This is a genomic window from Pseudomonas farris (assembly GCF_019145235.1).
In the GTDB taxonomy this organism is placed as follows: domain Bacteria; phylum Pseudomonadota; class Gammaproteobacteria; order Pseudomonadales; family Pseudomonadaceae; genus Aquipseudomonas; species Aquipseudomonas farris.
Window position 1 is genome coordinate 100,501 of sequence record NZ_JAHSTV010000007.1, and the last position, 18,112, is coordinate 118,612.

Below are 18,112 nucleotides of genomic sequence, written 5' to 3' on the forward strand. Positions count from 1 at the left end.
TCTCGTTATCAAAGTTTGGTCAAGGACAGGCCAGCCCAGGTGGCGAGCAGCCCGCCGAATACGCTGATGGCCGCATAGCCCAGGGCCAGCGGCACTTGCCCGGTTTCCAGCAGGCGCACCGTATCCAGTGAAAAGGATGAAAAAGTCGTCAGCCCCCCGAGGAAGCCGATCATCAACCCGGCGCGCACCTCTATCGGTACTTCCGGGCGCATCAAAAACAGACCGTACAAAACGCCGATCAGCAAACAGCCCACGATATTAACGGCCAGCGTCGCGGTATAGAAGTGCCGCGGCCAATTCGCGTTGATCCAGTTACCGGTGGCGAAGCGCAATAGCGTACCGGCGACACCGCCGACAGAAACGGCAACGATCAATGGAATCACTATTTTCTCCGCTGCCGTGGACTTAGACGATCAAGCTGCGCGAGGTGGTTAAGCTTTTCGCCGATCTTCAGCTCCAGGCCACGGGGCACTGGTTGATAAAACCGTTGCGGTTCGAGCTCGTCCGGGAAGTAGTCTTCGCCCGCAGCGTAGGCATCTGGTTCATCGTGGGCATAACGGTACTCGTCACCATAGCCCAATTGCTTCATCAACTTGGTCGGCGCGTTGCGCAAGTGCAGCGGCACTTCGAGCGAACCGTGTTCGGTGGCGCTGCGCATCGCGGCTTTGAAGCCCATGTACACCGCATTGCTTTTCGGCGCGCAGGCCAGATAGGTAATGGCCTGGGCCACCGCCAATTCACCTTCGGGGCTGCCGAGGCGCTCCTGCACTTCCCACGCCGCCAGGCACAGGCTGAGAGCGCGAGGGTCGGCGTTGCCGATGTCTTCGCTGGCCATGCGCACCACGCGCCGGGCCAGGTACAGCGGGTCGCAACCGCCGTCGATCATCCGCGCAAACCAATACAGCGCGCCATCGGGATTGGAGCCGCGCACCGATTTATGCAGCGCGGAGATCTGGTCGTAGAAGGCTTCGCCGCCCTTGTCGAAGCGTCGACGGGTATCACCGAGCAGACTTTGCAGCAGATCGACGCCGATTTCGCTGTTGTCTTCGGCCAGGTCAGAGGCGTTTTCCAGCAGATTGAGCAGACGCCGGCCATCGCCATCGGCGGCGGACAACAGCATCTGGAAACCCTCATCGCTGAGGGTCAGTTGCCGCTTGCCCAACCCTCGCTCTTCGGTCAGCGCGCGATGCACCAGCTTGCGCAGGGCCGCTTCGTCGAGGCTTTTGAGCACATAGACGCGCGCCCGGGACAGGAGCGCGTTATTGAGTTCGAACGAGGGGTTTTCGGTGGTCGCGCCGATGAAAATCAGCGTGCCGTCTTCAACGTACGGCAGGAACGCATCCTGCTGGGACTTGTTGAAGCGATGCACTTCATCGACGAACAGGATGGTGCGTTTACCGTACTGCCCGGCCTGTTGCTTGGCGACTTCCACCGCCTGGCGGATTTCCTTTACGCCGGCCAGTACCGCCGAAACCGTTTCAAAATGCGCATCGGAGACTTCCGCGAGCAGCCGCGCCAACGTGGTTTTACCCACCCCCGGCGGCCCCCAGAAAATCATCGAATGCAGGGCACCCTGCTCCAGCGCTTCGCGCAAAGGCTTGCCGCGAGCGAGCAGGTGTTCCTGACCAACGTACTCGTCCAGATTGGTCGCGCGCAGGCGTGCGGCCAAGGGCTGAGCAATCGGGGCGCTGCGAAACAGGTCCATCACTACTTGCGAAACCTCACTGCCTGTCAGTCAATAATTTGAACACCGCTGATCCCTGTGGGAGCGGGCTTGCTCGCGAATGCGGTGTGTCAGACAACATTGATGGTGACTGACACTCCCTCTTCGTGAGCAAGCCCGCTCCCACAGGTCCTGCGTTTTATTCCTGGATCACGTCGGCACCCTTGGGGATGTCGAACTTGAATTTGGACGCAGGAATCGGCTCGTTGGCCTTCACGCCAGTAAACAGGATATTGGTGCGCTGACCGACGCTGTCAATCAGCTGCATGTCATTGACCAGACCATTGCGGAACGACAGACGCAGGCTGTCGAACAAAGTGTCTTTGGTTTTCGGCTTCAGGGTGAAGTCGATCACGCCGCCGGCTTCCTTGGCGCTGATGTCGAAGCTCTGGCTGATCTTGGACACGTCACCGGACAACAGCAGGGCCGGAGTCTGGGTCAGACGCTGGTCGAGGGTCTTGATGGTCACCTGCTCCAGGTCCGGGTCCCACAGGGAAACCTTCTTGCCGTCGGACACCATCAACTGCTCTTGCGGCGCATCGGTGTGCCAGTAGAACAGGCCCGGGCGCTGCAAGGACATTTGACCGGCGGTTTCCTGCAACTGGGTGCCACTGCCATCGAGGGTCAGCTGGGAGAAACGCGCGGTCAGGGTCTGGGATTTTTCCAGCAGTTGAGTCAGACGTGCCACGTCCTTGTCATCGGCGTGGGCCGAGAGCGTGGTCAAAGCCAGTACCGGCAGCAACAGCATGCGGATAAGACGCATGGGAGTCCTCATAAACATTCGTGGGAGTGCGGGCGGCGTCTCAAGACACCGCCCCTTTCAAAACCGGATCAGTCGCGCACCGGGCCAGGGGCCAGGACTTCACGCGAACCGTTGGTGTTCATGGACGTCACGACCCCAGCCATCTCCATGGCTTCGATCATGCGCGCCGCGCGGTTGTAGCCGATTTTCAGCTTGCGCTGAACCGCGGAGATGGACGCGCGACGGCTTTCCAGTACGAACTGCACCGCTTCGTCGTAGAGCGCATCGGTTTCAGCATCATCGTCACCGCCACCACCGCCGTTTTCAAAGCCGCTACCGGGTTCTTCGACACCGGCTAGGATGTCATCGTTGTATTCAGGTGCACCGCGCAGTTTCCAGGCCTCAACCACCCGGTGAACCTCGTCATCGGACACGAACGCGCCGTGAACACGAATCGGCAGACTGGTGCCCGGCGGCATGTACAACATATCACCGTGGCCCAGCAGTTGTTCGGCGCCGCCCTGGTCGATGATGGTCCGCGAATCGATCTTGCTCGATACCTGGAACGCCATACGGGTCGGAATGTTCGCCTTGATCAGACCGGTGATCACGTCCACCGACGGACGCTGGGTCGCGAGGATCAAGTGGATACCGGCCGCACGGGCCTTCTGGGCGATACGGGCGATCAGTTCCTCAACCTTTTTGCCGACGATCATCATCATGTCGGCGAATTCGTCGACGACCACGACAATGGTCGGCAGTTTTTGCAGCAGTGGCGCTTCGTCGTGGATGCTTTCGCGCTTGTACAGCGGATCGCTCAACGGCTCGCCGGCGTCCTGGGCTTCCTTGACCTTGGCGTTGAAGCCCGACAGGTTACGCACGCCCATCTTCGCCATCAGCTTGTAGCGCCGTTCCATCTCGGCGACGCTCCAGCGCAAGGCGTTGGCAGCGTCCTTCATGTCGGTGACCACCGGGCACAGGAGGTGCGGAATGCCTTCGTAGATCGACAGCTCAAGCATTTTCGGGTCGATCATGATCAGTTTGGCGTCTTCAGGGCCAGATTTGAACAGAATCGACAGGATCATCGCGTTCACACCCACCGACTTACCGGAACCGGTCGTACCGGCCACCAGCAAGTGCGGCATTTTCGCCAGGTCGGTGATGACCGGTTTGCCGCCGATATCATGACCCAGGGCCAGGGTGACCGGGGACTTGAAGTTATCGTACTCGGGGGTCGACAAGACCTCGGAGAAGCGCACGATCTGCCGGTCTTCGTTCGGGATCTCGATACCGACCGTGGTCTTGCCCGGAATTACCTCCACGACACGCACACTGGTCACGGCCAGGGAACGGGCCAGGTCTTTCGCCAGGTTGGAGATGCGGCTGACTTTGACGCCGGCTGCAGGCTGGATTTCGTAACGGGTAATGACCGGGCCCGGGTGAATCGAATCCACCGAGACTTCGACGCCGAATTCCTTGAGCTTGATTTCCAGCAAGTGGCCGACGGCCGCCAGGGATTCAGGCGAATAATTGAGTTGTTTCTTTTCCGCAGGGTCGAGAATCGAGATCGGCGGCAAGGTGCCTTCCACGGCGCTGTCGACGAACAACGGCGCCTGTTTCTCTTTTTCCACGCGTTTGCTGGGCGCTGCGGGTTTGGGCGGAGCCGGGGCAATTACCGGCGGCACCTGTTTCTCACGCTCGGACATGTGCTTGCTCAGGGCCTGCTCGCGCTCGATCAGGCGCTCCTTGACCTTGGCCTGCTCGCGTTTGTCGGTGACGGTCGGCGCGACCACGTCATGCACGCGATCGTCGACTTCACGCAGTTGGGCGACCAGTTGCTTGCGCTCGACACGGGCCGCCCACCAGCGATTGGCCGCGCCCTGAAACAGTTCGAACAGATCAAGGGTTATCTTGCCGGTGACGTCCATCACCTTGAACCACGACAGGTCGGTGAACACTGTCAGGCCGAACAGGAACAGCGCGATGAATAACAACGTGCTGCCCTGGATGTTCAGCGCGTTCCGGGCCAGATCGCCGAGGCTTTCGCCCAAAGCACCACCAGCGCCGGCCGGCAGACCGGTCGCCGCATGGAAATGGATGTGGGCCAGCGCTGCACCCGACAGCACCAGAAACACCAGGCCGATCAGGCGCCAGGAGAACAGCCAGCCGCTCCACTGCCACGGCTCGTGGCGCTGGCGGAAGATCTGATACGCCTTGATCGCCAGCAGCAACGGGAAAATGTAGGCGAAGTAACCCAGGACCATGAACAGGATGTCGGCGCTGTAAGAGCCGGCAGGCCCGCCGAAGTTCTGCACATCGTCGATCTTGCTGTTATGGCTCCAGCCCGGATCGTCTTTGCCGTAGGTCAACAAAGCCATCATCAGGAACAGGCACAAGGCGCCGATGGCGATCAATGCACCTTCCTTGAGCCGGTAGTGCAATTGCTGGCGCCAGAGCGGGACGACTGTTTTAGGTGCTGCGGTGGATTTCTTCAAAACGCTTCTTTTCCTGCGCCCATGGCGCGTCCATCTGTTGAATGACTATAAAAACTGCCCAATCCAGGCAGGTAAAAAAGTTAACAGGCGCAACTGGGACTACTTTTAACACTGCGCCCCGGTTTTTCGAAATACGGCACGCACCGCTTTTTTGATACAAACACTGTTACAAGCGGGCATTGTACGGGTTTGTTCGCCCGATGCCATGCTTGAGACCCTTGGGTGCAGCATAGCCAACAGCACAGTACGCGCAGTCCAATTTGAGCATGCATTCTCTTTTGTGACAAAGGCTTATGAGGTGTTTTTATGAGTGAAGCGAAGCATTCCCGCCTGATCATTCTGGGTTCCGGCCCTGCCGGTTACAGCGCAGCCGTTTATGCCGCTCGCGCCAACCTCAAACCCGTTGTCATCACCGGTATACAGGCAGGTGGCCAGCTGACCACCACCGTCGAAGTCGACAACTGGCCTGGCGACGTCGAAGGCCTGACCGGCCCGGTACTGATGGAACGCATGCAAAAACACGCCGAACGCTTCGACACAGAGATCGTTTACGACCACATCCATACGGCCAAGTTGCAACAGCGCCCGTTCGAACTCATCGGCGACAGCGGCACCTACACCTGCGATGCGCTGATTATCGCCACCGGCGCTTCGGCCCAATATCTGGGGCTGCCATCGGAAGAAGCCTTTGCCGGCAAAGGAGTTTCGGCCTGTGCCACCTGTGATGGCTTCTTCTACCGCAACCAGGTGGTCGCGGTGGTCGGCGGCGGTAACACGGCCGTGGAAGAAGCGCTGTACCTGTCGAACATTGCCAAGGAAGTCCACCTGATTCACCGTCGCGACAAACTGCGCTCGGAGAAGATCCTCCAGGACAAGCTCTTCGAAAAAGCCGCCAACGGCAATATCCGCCTGCACTGGAACCAGAATCTGGACGAAGTGCTGGGCGACGCCAGCGGTGTGACCGGCGCCCGCCTGCGGCACAGCCATACGGGCGAAACCAATGAATTGCCGCTGGCCGGTGTATTCATTGCCATCGGCCACAAACCCAACACCGATCTGTTTCAGGGCCAACTGAAAATGCGTGACGGCTACTTGCTGGTCAAGGGCGGCAGCGAAGGTGACGCCACTGCCACCGACATCGAAGGCGTGTTCGCCGCCGGTGATGTGGCCGATCATATTTACCGCCAGGCGGTGACGTCCGCCGGGGCCGGCTGCATGGCCGCGCTGGATGCCGAGAAGTATCTCGATGACATCCCCACCGTTTGACGGTTAACCTCCTACAAGGCGGGTTCAACGGCCCGCTACCGCCCTCCCCTTCTGCAAGCCCGGATGCCATGCTGACTTGGTTACAACGCAACACCCTGACCTTCCCGCCGCTGGAAAAAGCCATGCGCGACCCCAACGGGCTCCTGGCCGCGGGTGGCGATTTGTCCGCCGATCGTTTGATTCAAGCCTATCGTCACGGCTGCTTTCCGTGGTTTTCGGAGGGCCAGCCGATTCTCTGGTGGTCGCCGGATCCGCGCACGGTACTGTTTCCCGACGAACTGCATGTCTCCCGCAGCTTGAACAAACTGCTGCGCCAACAGCGCTATCAAGTGACCTTCGATCGGGATTTTGCCGCGGTCATCCGCGCCTGCGCCGCGCCGCGCGAGTACGCTGACGGCACCTGGATCACCCAAGCGATGCAGGACGCCTATGTCGAACTGCACAGGCGTGGTTACGCCCACTCGGTGGAGGTCTGGGACGATGGCGTGCTGGTCGGCGGGCTCTACGGCCTGGCTATGGGGCAGTTGTTTTTCGGCGAGTCGATGTTCAGCCGCGCCGACAACGCCTCCAAATATGGCTTCGCCACACTGGTGCGACACCTGAAAGACTCAGGCTTTGTGCTGATCGACTGCCAGATGCCTACCGATCATCTGCACAGTTTGGGTGCTCGAGCGATTCCCCGCCGTGAATTTGCCGGCTACCTTGCGCGGCACCTGGATCACCCCAGCAGTGCCACTTGGGTTTGCTGAGCGACTTTTGCGCGCGTGGCTTACACTTAATGCGGGGAAACGAATTGAGAACGCCCCCTAATCAAAAAGCTTATCCCGAGGGTTGATCATGACCGAGTTGGCGCGTTTGAAGTTCTATGCCACTCAGCCCCACTCTTGCAGTTATCTGCCCGAGGAGCAGGCCACGACGCTGTTTCTCGACCCTAGCCAGCCCATGGATGTGCATGTCTATGCAGACCTGTCGGAAATGGGTTTTCGTCGCAGTGGCGATCATCTCTACCGGCCCCATTGCCAGCATTGCAATGCGTGTGTACCGGCGCGCATTCCTGTGGGGCAATTTACCCCCAACCGTCAGCAGAAACGCATCGTCAAACGCAATGCCGACTTGCAGGTGCGTCCGGCCAGGCCAAAGTTCAGCGAAGAGTACTTCTGCCTCTATCAGCGCTACATCGAACAACGTCACGCCGATGGCGATATGTATCCGCCAAGCCGCGACCAGTTTTCGACCTTCCTGGTGCGTGACTTGCCGTTCTCCCGCTTCTACGAATTTCGTCTCGAAGGCCGACTGCTGGCAGTGGCCGTCACCGACTTGCTGCCCAACGGTTTATCGGCGGTCTACACCTTCTACGAGCCCGGCGAGGAGCGTCGCAGCCTGGGGCGTTATGCGATTCTCTGGCAGATCACCGAAGCCCGGCGCCTGGGGCTGGAAGCGGTCTATCTCGGCTACTGGATCAAAAACTGCAAAAAAATGAGCTACAAGACCCAATATCGCCCTATCGAACTGCTGATTAATCAGCGTTGGGTCATCCTGAGCTAGAACCCCTTGGCTTAAACCCCATTTTTCGGGCACAATGCACGCCGCTTTTGCCTGGCGCAGTTGCACCGGGCCATTCATTGGACACCGAGGGCTTTACTGCATGTCGAAAGAAGACAGCTTCGAAATGGAAGGCACTGTCGTCGACACCCTGCCCAACACCATGTTTCGTGTGGAGTTGGAAAATGGGCACGTCGTAACCGCGCATATCTCCGGCAAGATGCGCAAGAACTACATCCGTATTCTTACCGGCGACAAAGTGCGCGTCGAGCTGACGCCCTATGACTTGAGCAAAGGGCGCATCACCTACCGCGCTCGCTAATCAAGTCAATACAAAACGCCCGGCTATGCCGGGCGTTTTTGTTTGTGTGGAATTTGATGACCACCCTAAATCCAATGTGGGAGCGGGCTTGCTCGCGAAGACGGCGGCACATTCAACATTGATGCAAGCTGACCCACCGCTTTCGCGAGCAAGCCCGCTCCCACAGGGGTTTGGTGTGTTTCTTCAAGACAGCAAAAAGGCGCCTTTCGGCGCCTTTTGCTTTATCGCGTTAACGTCAGGCCATTTCAGCCGTGGTCTCGAACTCGAAGGTCAGCTCGCCGTCCTTGATGTCGATGTGTACCACACCGCCATGTTCGGCCAGTTCGCCAAAGAGGATCTCTTCGGCCAGTGGACGCTTGATCTTGTCCTGGATCAAACGCGCCATTGGACGAGCGCCCATTGCCGAGTCGTAGCCACCGGCCGCCAGCCAGCTGCGAGCCGCGTCGGTGACTTCCAGCAGCACACGCTTGTCTTCCAGCTGCGCCTGAAGTTCGGTGAGGAACTTGTCCACCACGCTTTTGATGACCTCATGGCTGAGGCGACCAAACTGGATAATGGTGTCCAGACGGTTACGGAATTCCGGCGTGAAGCTCTTCTTGATCACTTCCATCGCATCGGACGAGTGGTCCTGATAGGTGAAACCGATCGAAGCACGCGCTGCAGTCTCGGCACCGGCGTTGGTCGTCATGATGACGATCACGTTACGGAAGTCCGCCTTGCGCCCGTTGTTATCGGTCAGCGTACCGTGGTCCATGACCTGCAACAGCAGGTTGAAGACTTCCGGATGCGCCTTCTCGATTTCATCGAGCAGCAGCACGCAGTGAGGCTGCTTGGTGATGGCTTCGGTCAGCAGACCGCCCTGATCGAACCCGACATAGCCTGGAGGGGCACCGATCAGACGCGATACGGTGTGGCGCTCCATGTACTCGGACATGTCGAAGCGAACCAGTTCGACCCCCAACGCCTTGGCCAATTGCCGCGCGGCCTCGGTTTTACCCACACCGGTCGGCCCTGCGAACAGGAACGAACCGACGGGCTTGTCAGGCGACTTGAGGCCGGCACGGGACAGTTTGATCGCGGTCGACAGAGAATCGATCGCCGCATCCTGGCCAAATACCGTGAGTTTCAGGTCACGCTCAAGGTTACGCAGCAGCTCTTTGTCGGAACTGGTGACGTGCTTTGGCGGAATTCGCGCGATTTTCGCGACGATGTCCTCGACCTGAGCCACTTCGATGCGCTTCACCCGCTTCTCGATCGGTTGCAGACGCTGATAGGCGCCCGCCTCGTCGATAACGTCGATGGCCTTGTCCGGCATGTGCCGGTCATTGATGTAACGCGAGGCCAGTTCAGCAGCGGCACGCAGCGCTTCATCGCTGTATTCGATGTTGTGGTGCGCTTCGAAACGCCCTTTCAGGCCACGCAGGATGCCAATGGTGTCTTCCACCGAAGGTTCCGACACATCGACCTTCTGGAAGCGCCGAGCCAGAGCACGGTCCTTCTCGAAGATCCCACGGAATTCCTGGAACGTGGTCGAACCGATGCAGCGAATGTCGCCCGAAGACAGCAATGGCTTGAGCAGGTTCGAAGCATCCATGACGCCACCGGACGCAGCGCCCGCACCAATGATGGTGTGGATCTCGTCGATGAACAGGATCGCCTGCGGACGTTTCTTCAGCTCATTGAGCAGCGCCTTGAAACGCTTCTCGAAATCGCCGCGGTATTTGGTCCCGGCCAGCAAAGCCCCCAGATCGAGGGAATACACCACGCTGTTGGCCAGCAGATCCGGCACCTGATTGTCGACAATGCGTTTGGCCAGGCCTTCGGCAATCGCGGTTTTACCCACGCCCGCCTCGCCCACCAGCAGCGGATTGTTTTTGCGACGACGCGCGAGGATCTGCGCGACGCGCTCGACTTCCAGCTCACGGCCTACCAACGGATCGATACGACCCTGGCGCGCGAGTTCGTTGAGGTTGCTGGCATAAGCATCCAGAGGATTGCCTGAAGAGGAAGACTCACCGCCCTCGTCGTCCTGCATATCTTGTTCACCTTCAGAGTGATCGCCATGCCCCGGCACTTTGGAAATGCCATGGGCGATGTAGTTGACGACATCGATGCGCGCAACGCTCTGCTGTTTCAGCAGAAACACTGCCTGACTCTCTTGCTCACTGAAGATTGCAACCAGCACGTTAGCGCCAGTCACTTCGCGTTTGCCCGAGCTCTGTACGTGAAAGACAGCACGTTGCAGTACACGCTGGAAGCCCAGGGTTGGCTGGGTTTCACGATCCTCGTCATGAAGAGGGATCAATGGCGTGGTGGAGTCGATGAACTCCTGCAGATCATGCTTGAGTTTGTCGAGGTTTGCGCCGCAGGCACGCAAAACGGTGGCGGCAGCCTCATTATCCAATAGGGCCAGCAGAAGGTGCTCGACGGTCATGAATTCATGACGCTTCGAACGAGCCTCCTTGAAGGCAAGATTGAGGGTGACTTCGAGCTCGCGGTTTAACATAGCTTCACCTCATACCCAAGTGGTCGGCGATTAACCGTCCTTCTCGATTTCACAGAGTAGCGGATGCTGGCTTTCCCTGGCGTACTGGTTGACCTGCATGGCCTTGGTCTCGGCGATGTCGCGGGTAAACACTCCACATACTGCCCGTCCTTCTGTGTGGACGGCCAGCATGACCTTGGTCGCCAGCTCGCGATTCAGGTTAAAAAACACCTCGAGCACTTCGACGACGAAATCCATCGGTGTGTAGTCATCGTTGAACAAAACCACCTTGTACATCGGTGGCGCCTGTAAAGCAGGCTTAGCCTCCTGAACAGCAATGCCTGCGGAATCGTCGTCGTGTAAATCAGGGCGATCCTGATTGAATGTTAGTCGAATCTGGCTGATTGCATGCATGGAAAGAAAGGTTCGTCAGTTGTGCAAATACAGTGGTGGGGGCGGTTATGAACGTTTTCAACTCCGACTGCCCGGTCACCTTGACTATCGGAAAATCGGTGTTACAACCAATAGAGCCCACAGTGGGTAAAAAAGGTCCGCGGAGTCAATCTTATTTGCAGATTAGACTGCGGATTAACTGGATGATACTCCAGTGATGGAGTCTGTTGCAGAGGGATATGGGTATGGCTGTCGGTAAGGTGAAATGGTTCAACAATGCCAAGGGGTTCGGTTTCATTAACACCGACGCCAGAGAAGGTCGCGACGAGGATGGCAAGGACATCGATTTCTTTGCCCACTATTCGGTTATTAAAATGGAAGGTTACAAGACCCTCAAAGCCGGACAAGCCGTAAGTTTCGAGATTATTCAGGGCCCCAAGGGGCTTCACGCGGTGAATATTGCACCCGCTGACAGCGCTAATGAACAGGCTGCGCACGCCACCCTGCAACAAGAAACAGTGTCGAGCTGACGCAACCTAATCATCCAGTCATAAAAAAACCGCCCGAAGGCGGTTTTTTTTGTCAGCTGGCTTACATGTGCGAGATCAACGCATCACCAAACGCGGAAGACGACAGCAGTTTCGCGCCCTCCATCAGACGTTCGAAGTCATAGGTCACGGTTTTCGCGGAGATCGCGCCGTTGGTGCCTTTGATGATCAAATCGGCCGCTTCGGTCCAGCCCATGTGACGCAGCATCATCTCGGCGGACAGGATCAACGAACCCGGGTTGACCTGGTCCTTGCCGGCGTACTTCGGCGCAGTCCCGTGGGTCGCTTCAAACATGGCCACGGTGTCGGACAGGTTGGCACCCGGCGCGATACCGATACCGCCCACTTCGGCCGCCAGGGCGTCGGAGAGGTAGTCGCCATTGAGGTTCAGGGTCGCAATCACATCGTACTCGGCCGGGCGCAGCAGGATCTGCTGGAGCATGGCGTCGGCGATGGCGTCCTTGACGATGACGTTCTTGCCGGTTTTCGGGTTCTTGAACTGCATCCACGGACCGCCGTCGAGCAGGGTCGCGCCGAATTCTTCAGCGGCCACTTCGTAGGCCCATTCCTTGAAGGCACCTTCGGTGAACTTCATGATGTTGCCTTTGTGCACGATGGTCAGCGAATCGCGGTCGTTGTCGACCACATACTGCAGAGCCTTGCGCGCCAGACGCTTGGTGCCTTCCAGGGAAACCGGCTTGACGCCGATACCGCAGTTTTCGTCGAAACGGATCTTGGTGACGCCCATTTCTTCTTTAAGGAACTTGATGACCTTGGTCGCTTCCGGCGAACCGGCTTTCCATTCGATACCGGCATAAATGTCTTCCGAGTTTTCACGGAAGATGGTCATGTCGACGTCGCCTGGCTTCTTGACCGGGCTCGGTACGCCTTCGAACCAGCGCACCGGGCGCAGGCAGACATACAGGTCGAGCTGCTGACGCAGGGCCACGTTCAGCGAACGAATGCCGCCGCCGACCGGCGTGGTCAGAGGGCCCTTGATGGAAACCACGTAATCCTTGACCGCGTCCAGGGTTTCCTGAGGCAGCCAGGTGTCCTGATCGTAAACCTGAGTCGCTTTCTCCCCGGCGTAGACTTCCATCCAGGAAATTTTGCGCTCGCCGCCGTAAGCCTTCTTAACAGCAGCATCGACAACCTTGATCATGACCGGGCTGATATCAACGCCAATACCATCGCCTTCGATGAAGGGGATGATCGGGTTGTTAGGAACATTGAGAGAATGGTCCGCGTTGACGGTGATTTTGTCGCCGACGGCTGGAACCTGAATCTTCTTGTATCCCATGCTGTACTCCATTGTTTGGATTGAACATCTGGCTGCGTTCGAGCGTACCCCAGTTAAATCGGCGCGCAAACCCTATGTTCCACCCATCTGCCGCAAAGCTGCACAGTTCGCAACGTACAAGCCTGAAAGCAAAGGGAAAAGCGCCAAACTCAAGCACGGCGAACGACTCTACGCCCCACACCGGCCTGCGACCTTTAGACCAATGGACGAAAAACGTTGCATATGAACCATCGGCAGATTGCCAGCTACCTATGTATAATGCCGCCGCTGACCACAGAGTCACGACGGCCGACCGCTCTATCACAAGACGTTGGGCCCGAATAAGCCGGATTGTTACCGCAGTCCACCCGCTTGACGCTCGACTGATGCACCCAACATCACCGCGAAGAATCTCGACATTCGGCTCATGGATGACTTTGAACGAACGCGCTTACCCGGCGCCCCTCGAGTTTCTGCGCACGCTTTAGCAAAGAAGAGAGAGTTAATCCGAATATGCCCACCCGCTCGAAGATCATCTATACCTTCACCGACGAAGCCCCAGCCCTCGCCACCTATTCACTGTTGCCTATCGTAGAGGCTTTCACCGCCTCGGCTGATATCGCCGTTGAAACCCGCGATATCTCTCTTGCAGGGCGCATTCTGGCCAGCTTCCCCGAGCAATTGGGTGACAAAGCCGTAGCCGACCACCTCGCCGAACTGGGCGACCTGGCCGTTACGCCTGAAGCCAACATCATCAAGCTGCCGAACATCAGCGCTTCGGTTCCGCAACTGCAGGCCGCGATCAAAGAGCTGCAAGCCCAGGGCTTCGCACTGCCGGACTACCCGGAAACCGTGACCAGCGATGCCGACAAGCTCGCCAAATCCCGTTACGACAAAATCAAGGGCAGCGCCGTGAACCCGGTTCTGCGCGAAGGCAACTCTGATCGTCGCGCGCCACTGTCGGTCAAGAACTATGCGCGCAAGCACCCGCACAAAATGGGCGCCTGGGCAAAAGACTCCAAGTCCCACGTCGCTCACATGAGCACCGGCGATTTCTACGGCAGCGAAAAAGCCGCCCTGATCGACGCCGCTGACGCCGTCAAAATCGAACTGATCGCTCAAGACGGCACCACCACCGTCCTGAAAGAAAAAACCACCGTGCAAGCCGGTGAGATCCTCGATTGCGCCGTTCTGAGCAAAAAAGCGCTGCGCAGCTTCATCGCGGCCGAGATCGAAGACGCCAAAGCCAAAGGCGTGCTGCTGTCGGTTCACCTGAAAGCCACCATGATGAAGGTCTCCGACCCGATCATGTTCGGCCAGATCGTTGCCGAGTTCTATAAAGACGCACTGGCCAAGCACGCAGACGTGCTGGCACAGATTGGCTTCAACCTGAACAACGGCATCGGCGACCTGTACGCTCGCATCAAAGCCCTGCCTAGCGATCAGCAAGCGCAGATCGAAGCGGACATCCAGGCGGTCTACGCCGTTCGTCCGTCGTTGGCCATGGTCAACTCCGACAAAGGCATCACCAACCTGCACGTGCCGAGCGACGTCATCGTCGACGCCTCGATGCCGGCGATGATCCGTGACTCCGGCAAGATGTGGGGCACTGACGGTCAACTGCACGACACCAAGGCTGTGATCCCGGATCGCTGCTACGCCACCATCTACCAGGCAGTGATCGAAGACTGCAAGGCTAACGGCGCTTTTGATCCAACCACCATGGGCAGCGTGCCGAACGTTGGCCTGATGGCGAAGAAAGCCGAAGAGTACGGCTCCCACGACAAGACTTTCCAGATCAAGGCAAACGGCGTAGTTCGGGTTTCCGACAGCGCTGGCCGCACTCTGCTGGAACAGTCGGTTGAAGCCGGCGACATCTTCCGCATGTGCCAGACCAAAGACGCGCCGATCCAGGATTGGGTCAAACTGGCCGTCAACCGTGCCCGTGCAAGCGCAACTCCAGCCATTTTCTGGCTGGACCCAATGCGCGCCCACGATGGCGTAGTGATCGAGAAAGTTCAGGCATACCTGAAGGAACACGACACTTCCGGCCTGGACATCCGCATCATGTCGCCTGTCGACGCGATGAAGTTCACCCTGGATCGCACCCGCGAAGGCAAGGACACCATTTCGGTGACCGGCAACGTATTGCGCGACTACCTGACCGACCTGTTCCCGATCATGGAACTGGGCACCAGCGCCAAGATGCTGTCGATCGTTCCGCTGATGAACGGCGGCGGTCTGTTCGAAACCGGCGCTGGCGGTTCGGCTCCGAAGCACGTTCAACAGCTGCTGGAAGAAAACTTCCTGCGCTGGGATTCCCTGGGCGAGTTCCTGGCCCTGGCCGCTTCCCTTGAGCACTTGGGTGTTACCTACAACAACCCTAAAGCACTGGTGCTGGCCAAGACCCTGGATCAGGCCACTGGCCAGTTCCTGGACAACAACAAGTCGCCATCGCGCAAAGTCGGCAACATCGACAACCGCGGCAGCCACTTCTACCTGGCGCTGTACTGGGCTCAAGCCCTGGCCGCCCAGACCGAAGACACTGCACTGCAAGCGCAGTTTGGCGAACTGGCCAAAACCCTGACCGAGAACGAAGCGACCATCGTTGCCGAGCTCAACGCCGTTCAGGGCAAGCCAGTGGACATCGGCGGTTACTACCACGCCAATGCCGAGCTGATCAGCAAGGCCATGCGCCCGAGCAACACCTTCAACGCCGCGATCGCTGCGCTGGTTTAAGGTTGTAAGGATGCAAAGAAGCCCCGGCCCAGTGCCGGGGTTTCTGTTTCTGGCGTTCACACCCTTCCAATGTGAACACTGGACCAATGTGGGAGCGGGCTTGCTCGCGAATGCGGTTTATCATTCAACATTCATGCTGGCTGACCCACCGCTTTCGCGAGCAAGTCGAATCGTCGCACCGCCGCTCCCACATTGACCGTGTTTCAATATTCAAAATTCGAGGAAGCTTCATGGATTGGCTACCCCACATCACCGTCGCCACCATCGTCGAAGACAATGGTCGCTTCCTGATGGTCGAAGAACTCAAGCACGGACAAACGGTGCTTAACCAACCGGCCGGCCATTTGGACCCGGACGAAACCCTGATCGAAGCCGCCGTGCGTGAAACCCTTGAGGAAACCGGCTGGGACGTCAAGCCGACAGGCGTGGTGGGCATTTATCTCTACACCGCCCCGAGCAACGGCGTGGCTTACCAGCGGGTCTGCTTCACCGCAAAACCGCTCAAACACCACCCGGACTATCAGCTGGATGACGGTATCGTCGGCGCAAAATGGCTGACGCGTGACGAACTGCTGCAACAGCGCGCAAACTGGCGCAGTGAGCTGATCATCCGTTGTATCGATGATTATCTGGACGGCAAACACTTCGGTCTCGAACTGATCCGCCCTTCTCTTTAGCCTTGCGGGCTTCGGCCTGCTAGAATCGCGTCCTTTTTAAAGACACTCATTGAATCCCTATGCGTGATCCAGCCCCTTCTGACACACAAAAGAAGCGCGTCATTGTCGGCATGTCCGGCGGCGTGGACTCTTCCGTTTCCGCTCTCCTGCTGATTGAGCAGGGTTATGAGGTGGAAGGCCTGTTCATGAAGAACTGGGAAGAAGACGATGGAACGGAATACTGCACCGCCATGGATGACCTGGCGGATGCTCAGGCCGTGTGCGACAAGATTGGCATCAAGCTGCACACCGCCAACTTCGCCGCCGAGTACTGGGACAACGTGTTCGAGCATTTCCTGGCCGAATACAAGGCCGGCCGCACGCCGAACCCGGACATCCTCTGCAACCGCGAAATCAAGTTCAAGGCGTTCCTCGACTACGCCATGATGCTCGGTGCCGACCTGATCGCCACCGGCCACTACGTACGTCGCCGTGACATCGATGGCCGCACCGAATTGCTCAAGGGCCTGGATCCGAACAAGGACCAGAGCTACTTCCTGCACGCCGTCGGCGGCGAACAGATTGCCAAGACTCTGTTCCCGGTCGGCGAACTGGAAAAACCCGAAGTGCGCGCGATTGCCGAGAAACATGACCTGGCCACCGCGAAGAAAAAGGATTCCACCGGGATCTGCTTTATCGGCGAACGCCGCTTCAGCGACTTCCTCAAGCAATACCTGCCGGCCCAGCCAGGCGAGATCAAGACCACCGAAGGCGAAGTCATCGGCCGTCACCATGGCTTGATGTATCACACCATCGGCCAACGCCAGGGCTTGGGCATAGGCGGCTTGAAAGACGCCAGTGACGAGCCGTGGTACGTGCTGATCAAGGACCTGGAACACAACGAACTGATCGTTGGCCAGGGCAACGATCACCCTTATTTGTTCTCCCGCGCCCTGCTCGCCTCGGACATCTATTGGGTCAACCCGATCGACTTGACCGAGCCGCGCAAGCTGACCGCCAAAGTGCGTTATCGCCAGAGCGACCAGCCTTGCACACTGGAAAAGACTGCCACCGGCTACCGCGCGACCTTCGATGACCCGCAACGCGCGGTCACCCCAGGCCAATCCGTGGTGTTCTACGACGGTGAAATCTGCCTCGGCGGTGGCGTGATCGAAGTGGCCGAACCCTGGACCAGCAAGGGTCAGCGTTCATGAGCCCGACTCAGGAGCAATTGACAGCCCTGGGCGGCGTGTTTCTCGCCGCCGTACTGGTCGACAAAATCGCCAAGAGCGGCCAGACCAACGAAGCCGGCCTGACCTGCATGCTCGGCAGCCTGCTGATTCGCGACCCCAAGGACACGCTGGAAGTCTATGGCGGTGACGACATCAACCTGCGTGAAGGCTACCGCGCCTTGATCGGCGCTCTGGAGCGCGACCCCAGCACCCTTCAGCGCGAACCGCTGCGCTATGCCCTGTCAATGCTGGGGCTGGAGCGTCAATTGGCCAAGCGCGAAGACATGTTGGAAGTGATCGGCAAGCGTTTGCCACAGATCCAGTCTCAGGTCGAACACTTCGGCCCGGCTCATGAAAACGTAATCGCCGCCTGCGGTGCGCTGTATCAGGACACCCTGAGCACCCTGCGCCAACGGATTCAGGTGCATGGCGACATGCGCAACCTGCAGCAACCGAGCAATGCTTCGAAGATTCGCGCGCTGCTGCTGGCCGGGATCCGTTCGGCACGCCTGTGGCGGCAGTTGGGCGGTCATCGCTGGCAGTTGGTGATCAGCCGGCGCAAGTTGCTTAAAGAGCTTTACCCGCTGATGCGCAGCAGCTGAACCGCGCCTGCAATACCGCTTTGTAGTCAGTAACGCGTAATACGCCGGTCAGTTGGCAACGGACCGGCGGATTTTTTCATGTATGATA

16 protein-coding genes are annotated in these 18,112 nt (G+C 58.5%); 9 read left to right on the plus strand and 7 right to left on the minus strand.

Annotated features, from left to right (window positions below; genetic code table 11):
• Positions 1-8: 8 nt before the first annotated feature.
• The 4 genes from crcB to KVG95_RS16245 all read right to left on the minus strand — a co-directional run bounded on the left by crcB (position 9) and on the right by KVG95_RS16245 (position 4,960).
• A complete protein-coding gene (gene crcB, locus KVG95_RS16230; protein ID WP_217857144.1) occupies positions 9-383 on the minus strand; it encodes a fluoride efflux transporter CrcB in 375 nt (124 codons plus the stop codon).
• Positions 383-1,705, minus strand: a complete 1,323-nt coding sequence (locus KVG95_RS16235; RefSeq protein ID WP_008008559.1) for a replication-associated recombination protein A — start codon at positions 1,703-1,705, stop codon at positions 383-385. Before KVG95_RS16235 ends, crcB begins: the two co-directional genes overlap by 1 nt.
• A gap of 157 nt (positions 1,706-1,862) precedes the next feature.
• Positions 1,863-2,486: an outer membrane lipoprotein periplasmic chaperone LolA gene (gene lolA, locus KVG95_RS16240; protein WP_007904916.1), complete on the minus strand. Its 624-nt coding sequence runs from the start codon at positions 2,484-2,486 to the stop codon at positions 1,863-1,865.
• A 68-nt stretch (positions 2,487-2,554) separates the two neighbouring features.
• Entirely contained in the window at positions 2,555-4,960 is a 2,406-nt protein-coding gene (locus tag KVG95_RS16245) for a DNA translocase FtsK (RefSeq protein ID WP_032830114.1), read from the minus strand.
• A gap of 306 nt (positions 4,961-5,266) precedes the next feature.
• Here KVG95_RS16245 and trxB point away from each other — a divergent pair, with 306 nt between their 5' ends.
• The 4 genes from trxB to infA all read left to right on the plus strand — a co-directional run bounded on the left by trxB (position 5,267) and on the right by infA (position 8,090).
• Positions 5,267-6,226 carry a thioredoxin-disulfide reductase gene (gene trxB, locus KVG95_RS16250; RefSeq protein WP_052967898.1) on the plus strand — a complete coding sequence of 320 codons (960 nt, stop codon included), beginning with the start codon at positions 5,267-5,269 and terminating at the stop codon, positions 6,224-6,226.
• 68 nt (positions 6,227-6,294) lie between these two features.
• Positions 6,295-6,975, plus strand: a complete 681-nt coding sequence (gene aat, locus KVG95_RS16255) for a leucyl/phenylalanyl-tRNA--protein transferase (protein ID WP_217857145.1) — start codon at positions 6,295-6,297, stop codon at positions 6,973-6,975.
• Between the two features lie 88 nt (positions 6,976-7,063).
• Entirely contained in the window at positions 7,064-7,771 is a 708-nt protein-coding gene (locus KVG95_RS16260) for an arginyltransferase (RefSeq protein ID WP_217857146.1), read from the plus strand.
• A 100-nt stretch (positions 7,772-7,871) separates the two neighbouring features.
• Complete coding sequence (infA, locus tag KVG95_RS16265; RefSeq protein WP_002553999.1) at positions 7,872-8,090, plus strand: translation initiation factor IF-1; 219 nt, start codon at positions 7,872-7,874, stop codon at positions 8,088-8,090.
• Between the two features lie 235 nt (positions 8,091-8,325).
• Here the strand turns inward: infA and clpA are convergent, their stop codons facing one another.
• Entirely contained in the window at positions 8,326-10,596 is a 2,271-nt protein-coding gene (clpA, locus tag KVG95_RS16270) for an ATP-dependent Clp protease ATP-binding subunit ClpA (RefSeq protein WP_052967012.1), read from the minus strand.
• 30 nt (positions 10,597-10,626) lie between these two features.
• Positions 10,627-10,989: an ATP-dependent Clp protease adapter ClpS gene (gene clpS, locus KVG95_RS16275; protein ID WP_015094394.1), complete on the minus strand. Its 363-nt coding sequence runs from the start codon at positions 10,987-10,989 to the stop codon at positions 10,627-10,629.
• A gap of 224 nt (positions 10,990-11,213) precedes the next feature.
• Here clpS and KVG95_RS16280 point away from each other — a divergent pair, with 224 nt between their 5' ends.
• Complete coding sequence (locus KVG95_RS16280) at positions 11,214-11,498, plus strand: cold shock domain-containing protein (protein ID WP_217857147.1); 285 nt, start codon at positions 11,214-11,216, stop codon at positions 11,496-11,498.
• 61 nt (positions 11,499-11,559) lie between these two features.
• Here KVG95_RS16280 and icd read toward each other — a convergent pair whose 3' ends face one another.
• A complete protein-coding gene (icd, locus tag KVG95_RS16285; RefSeq protein ID WP_007905029.1) occupies positions 11,560-12,816 on the minus strand; it encodes an NADP-dependent isocitrate dehydrogenase in 1,257 nt (418 codons plus the stop codon).
• A gap of 492 nt (positions 12,817-13,308) precedes the next feature.
• Between icd and KVG95_RS16290 the strand changes: the two genes are divergently transcribed.
• From KVG95_RS16290 to hflD, 4 genes are all read left to right on the plus strand, one after another.
• Positions 13,309-15,534 (plus strand): NADP-dependent isocitrate dehydrogenase, encoded by a 2,226-nt coding sequence (locus KVG95_RS16290; RefSeq protein ID WP_217857148.1) that lies wholly within the window; start codon positions 13,309-13,311, stop codon positions 15,532-15,534.
• A 230-nt stretch (positions 15,535-15,764) separates the two neighbouring features.
• Entirely contained in the window at positions 15,765-16,211 is a 447-nt protein-coding gene (locus tag KVG95_RS16295) for an NUDIX hydrolase (RefSeq protein WP_217857149.1), read from the plus strand.
• A gap of 59 nt (positions 16,212-16,270) precedes the next feature.
• Complete coding sequence (gene mnmA / locus KVG95_RS16300) at positions 16,271-17,404, plus strand: tRNA 2-thiouridine(34) synthase MnmA (RefSeq protein ID WP_008014884.1); 1,134 nt, start codon at positions 16,271-16,273, stop codon at positions 17,402-17,404.
• Positions 17,401-18,024: a high frequency lysogenization protein HflD gene (hflD, locus tag KVG95_RS16305; protein WP_048396927.1), complete on the plus strand. Its 624-nt coding sequence runs from the start codon at positions 17,401-17,403 to the stop codon at positions 18,022-18,024. Before mnmA ends, hflD begins: the two co-directional genes overlap by 4 nt.
• Positions 18,025-18,112: the final 88 nt, after the last annotated feature.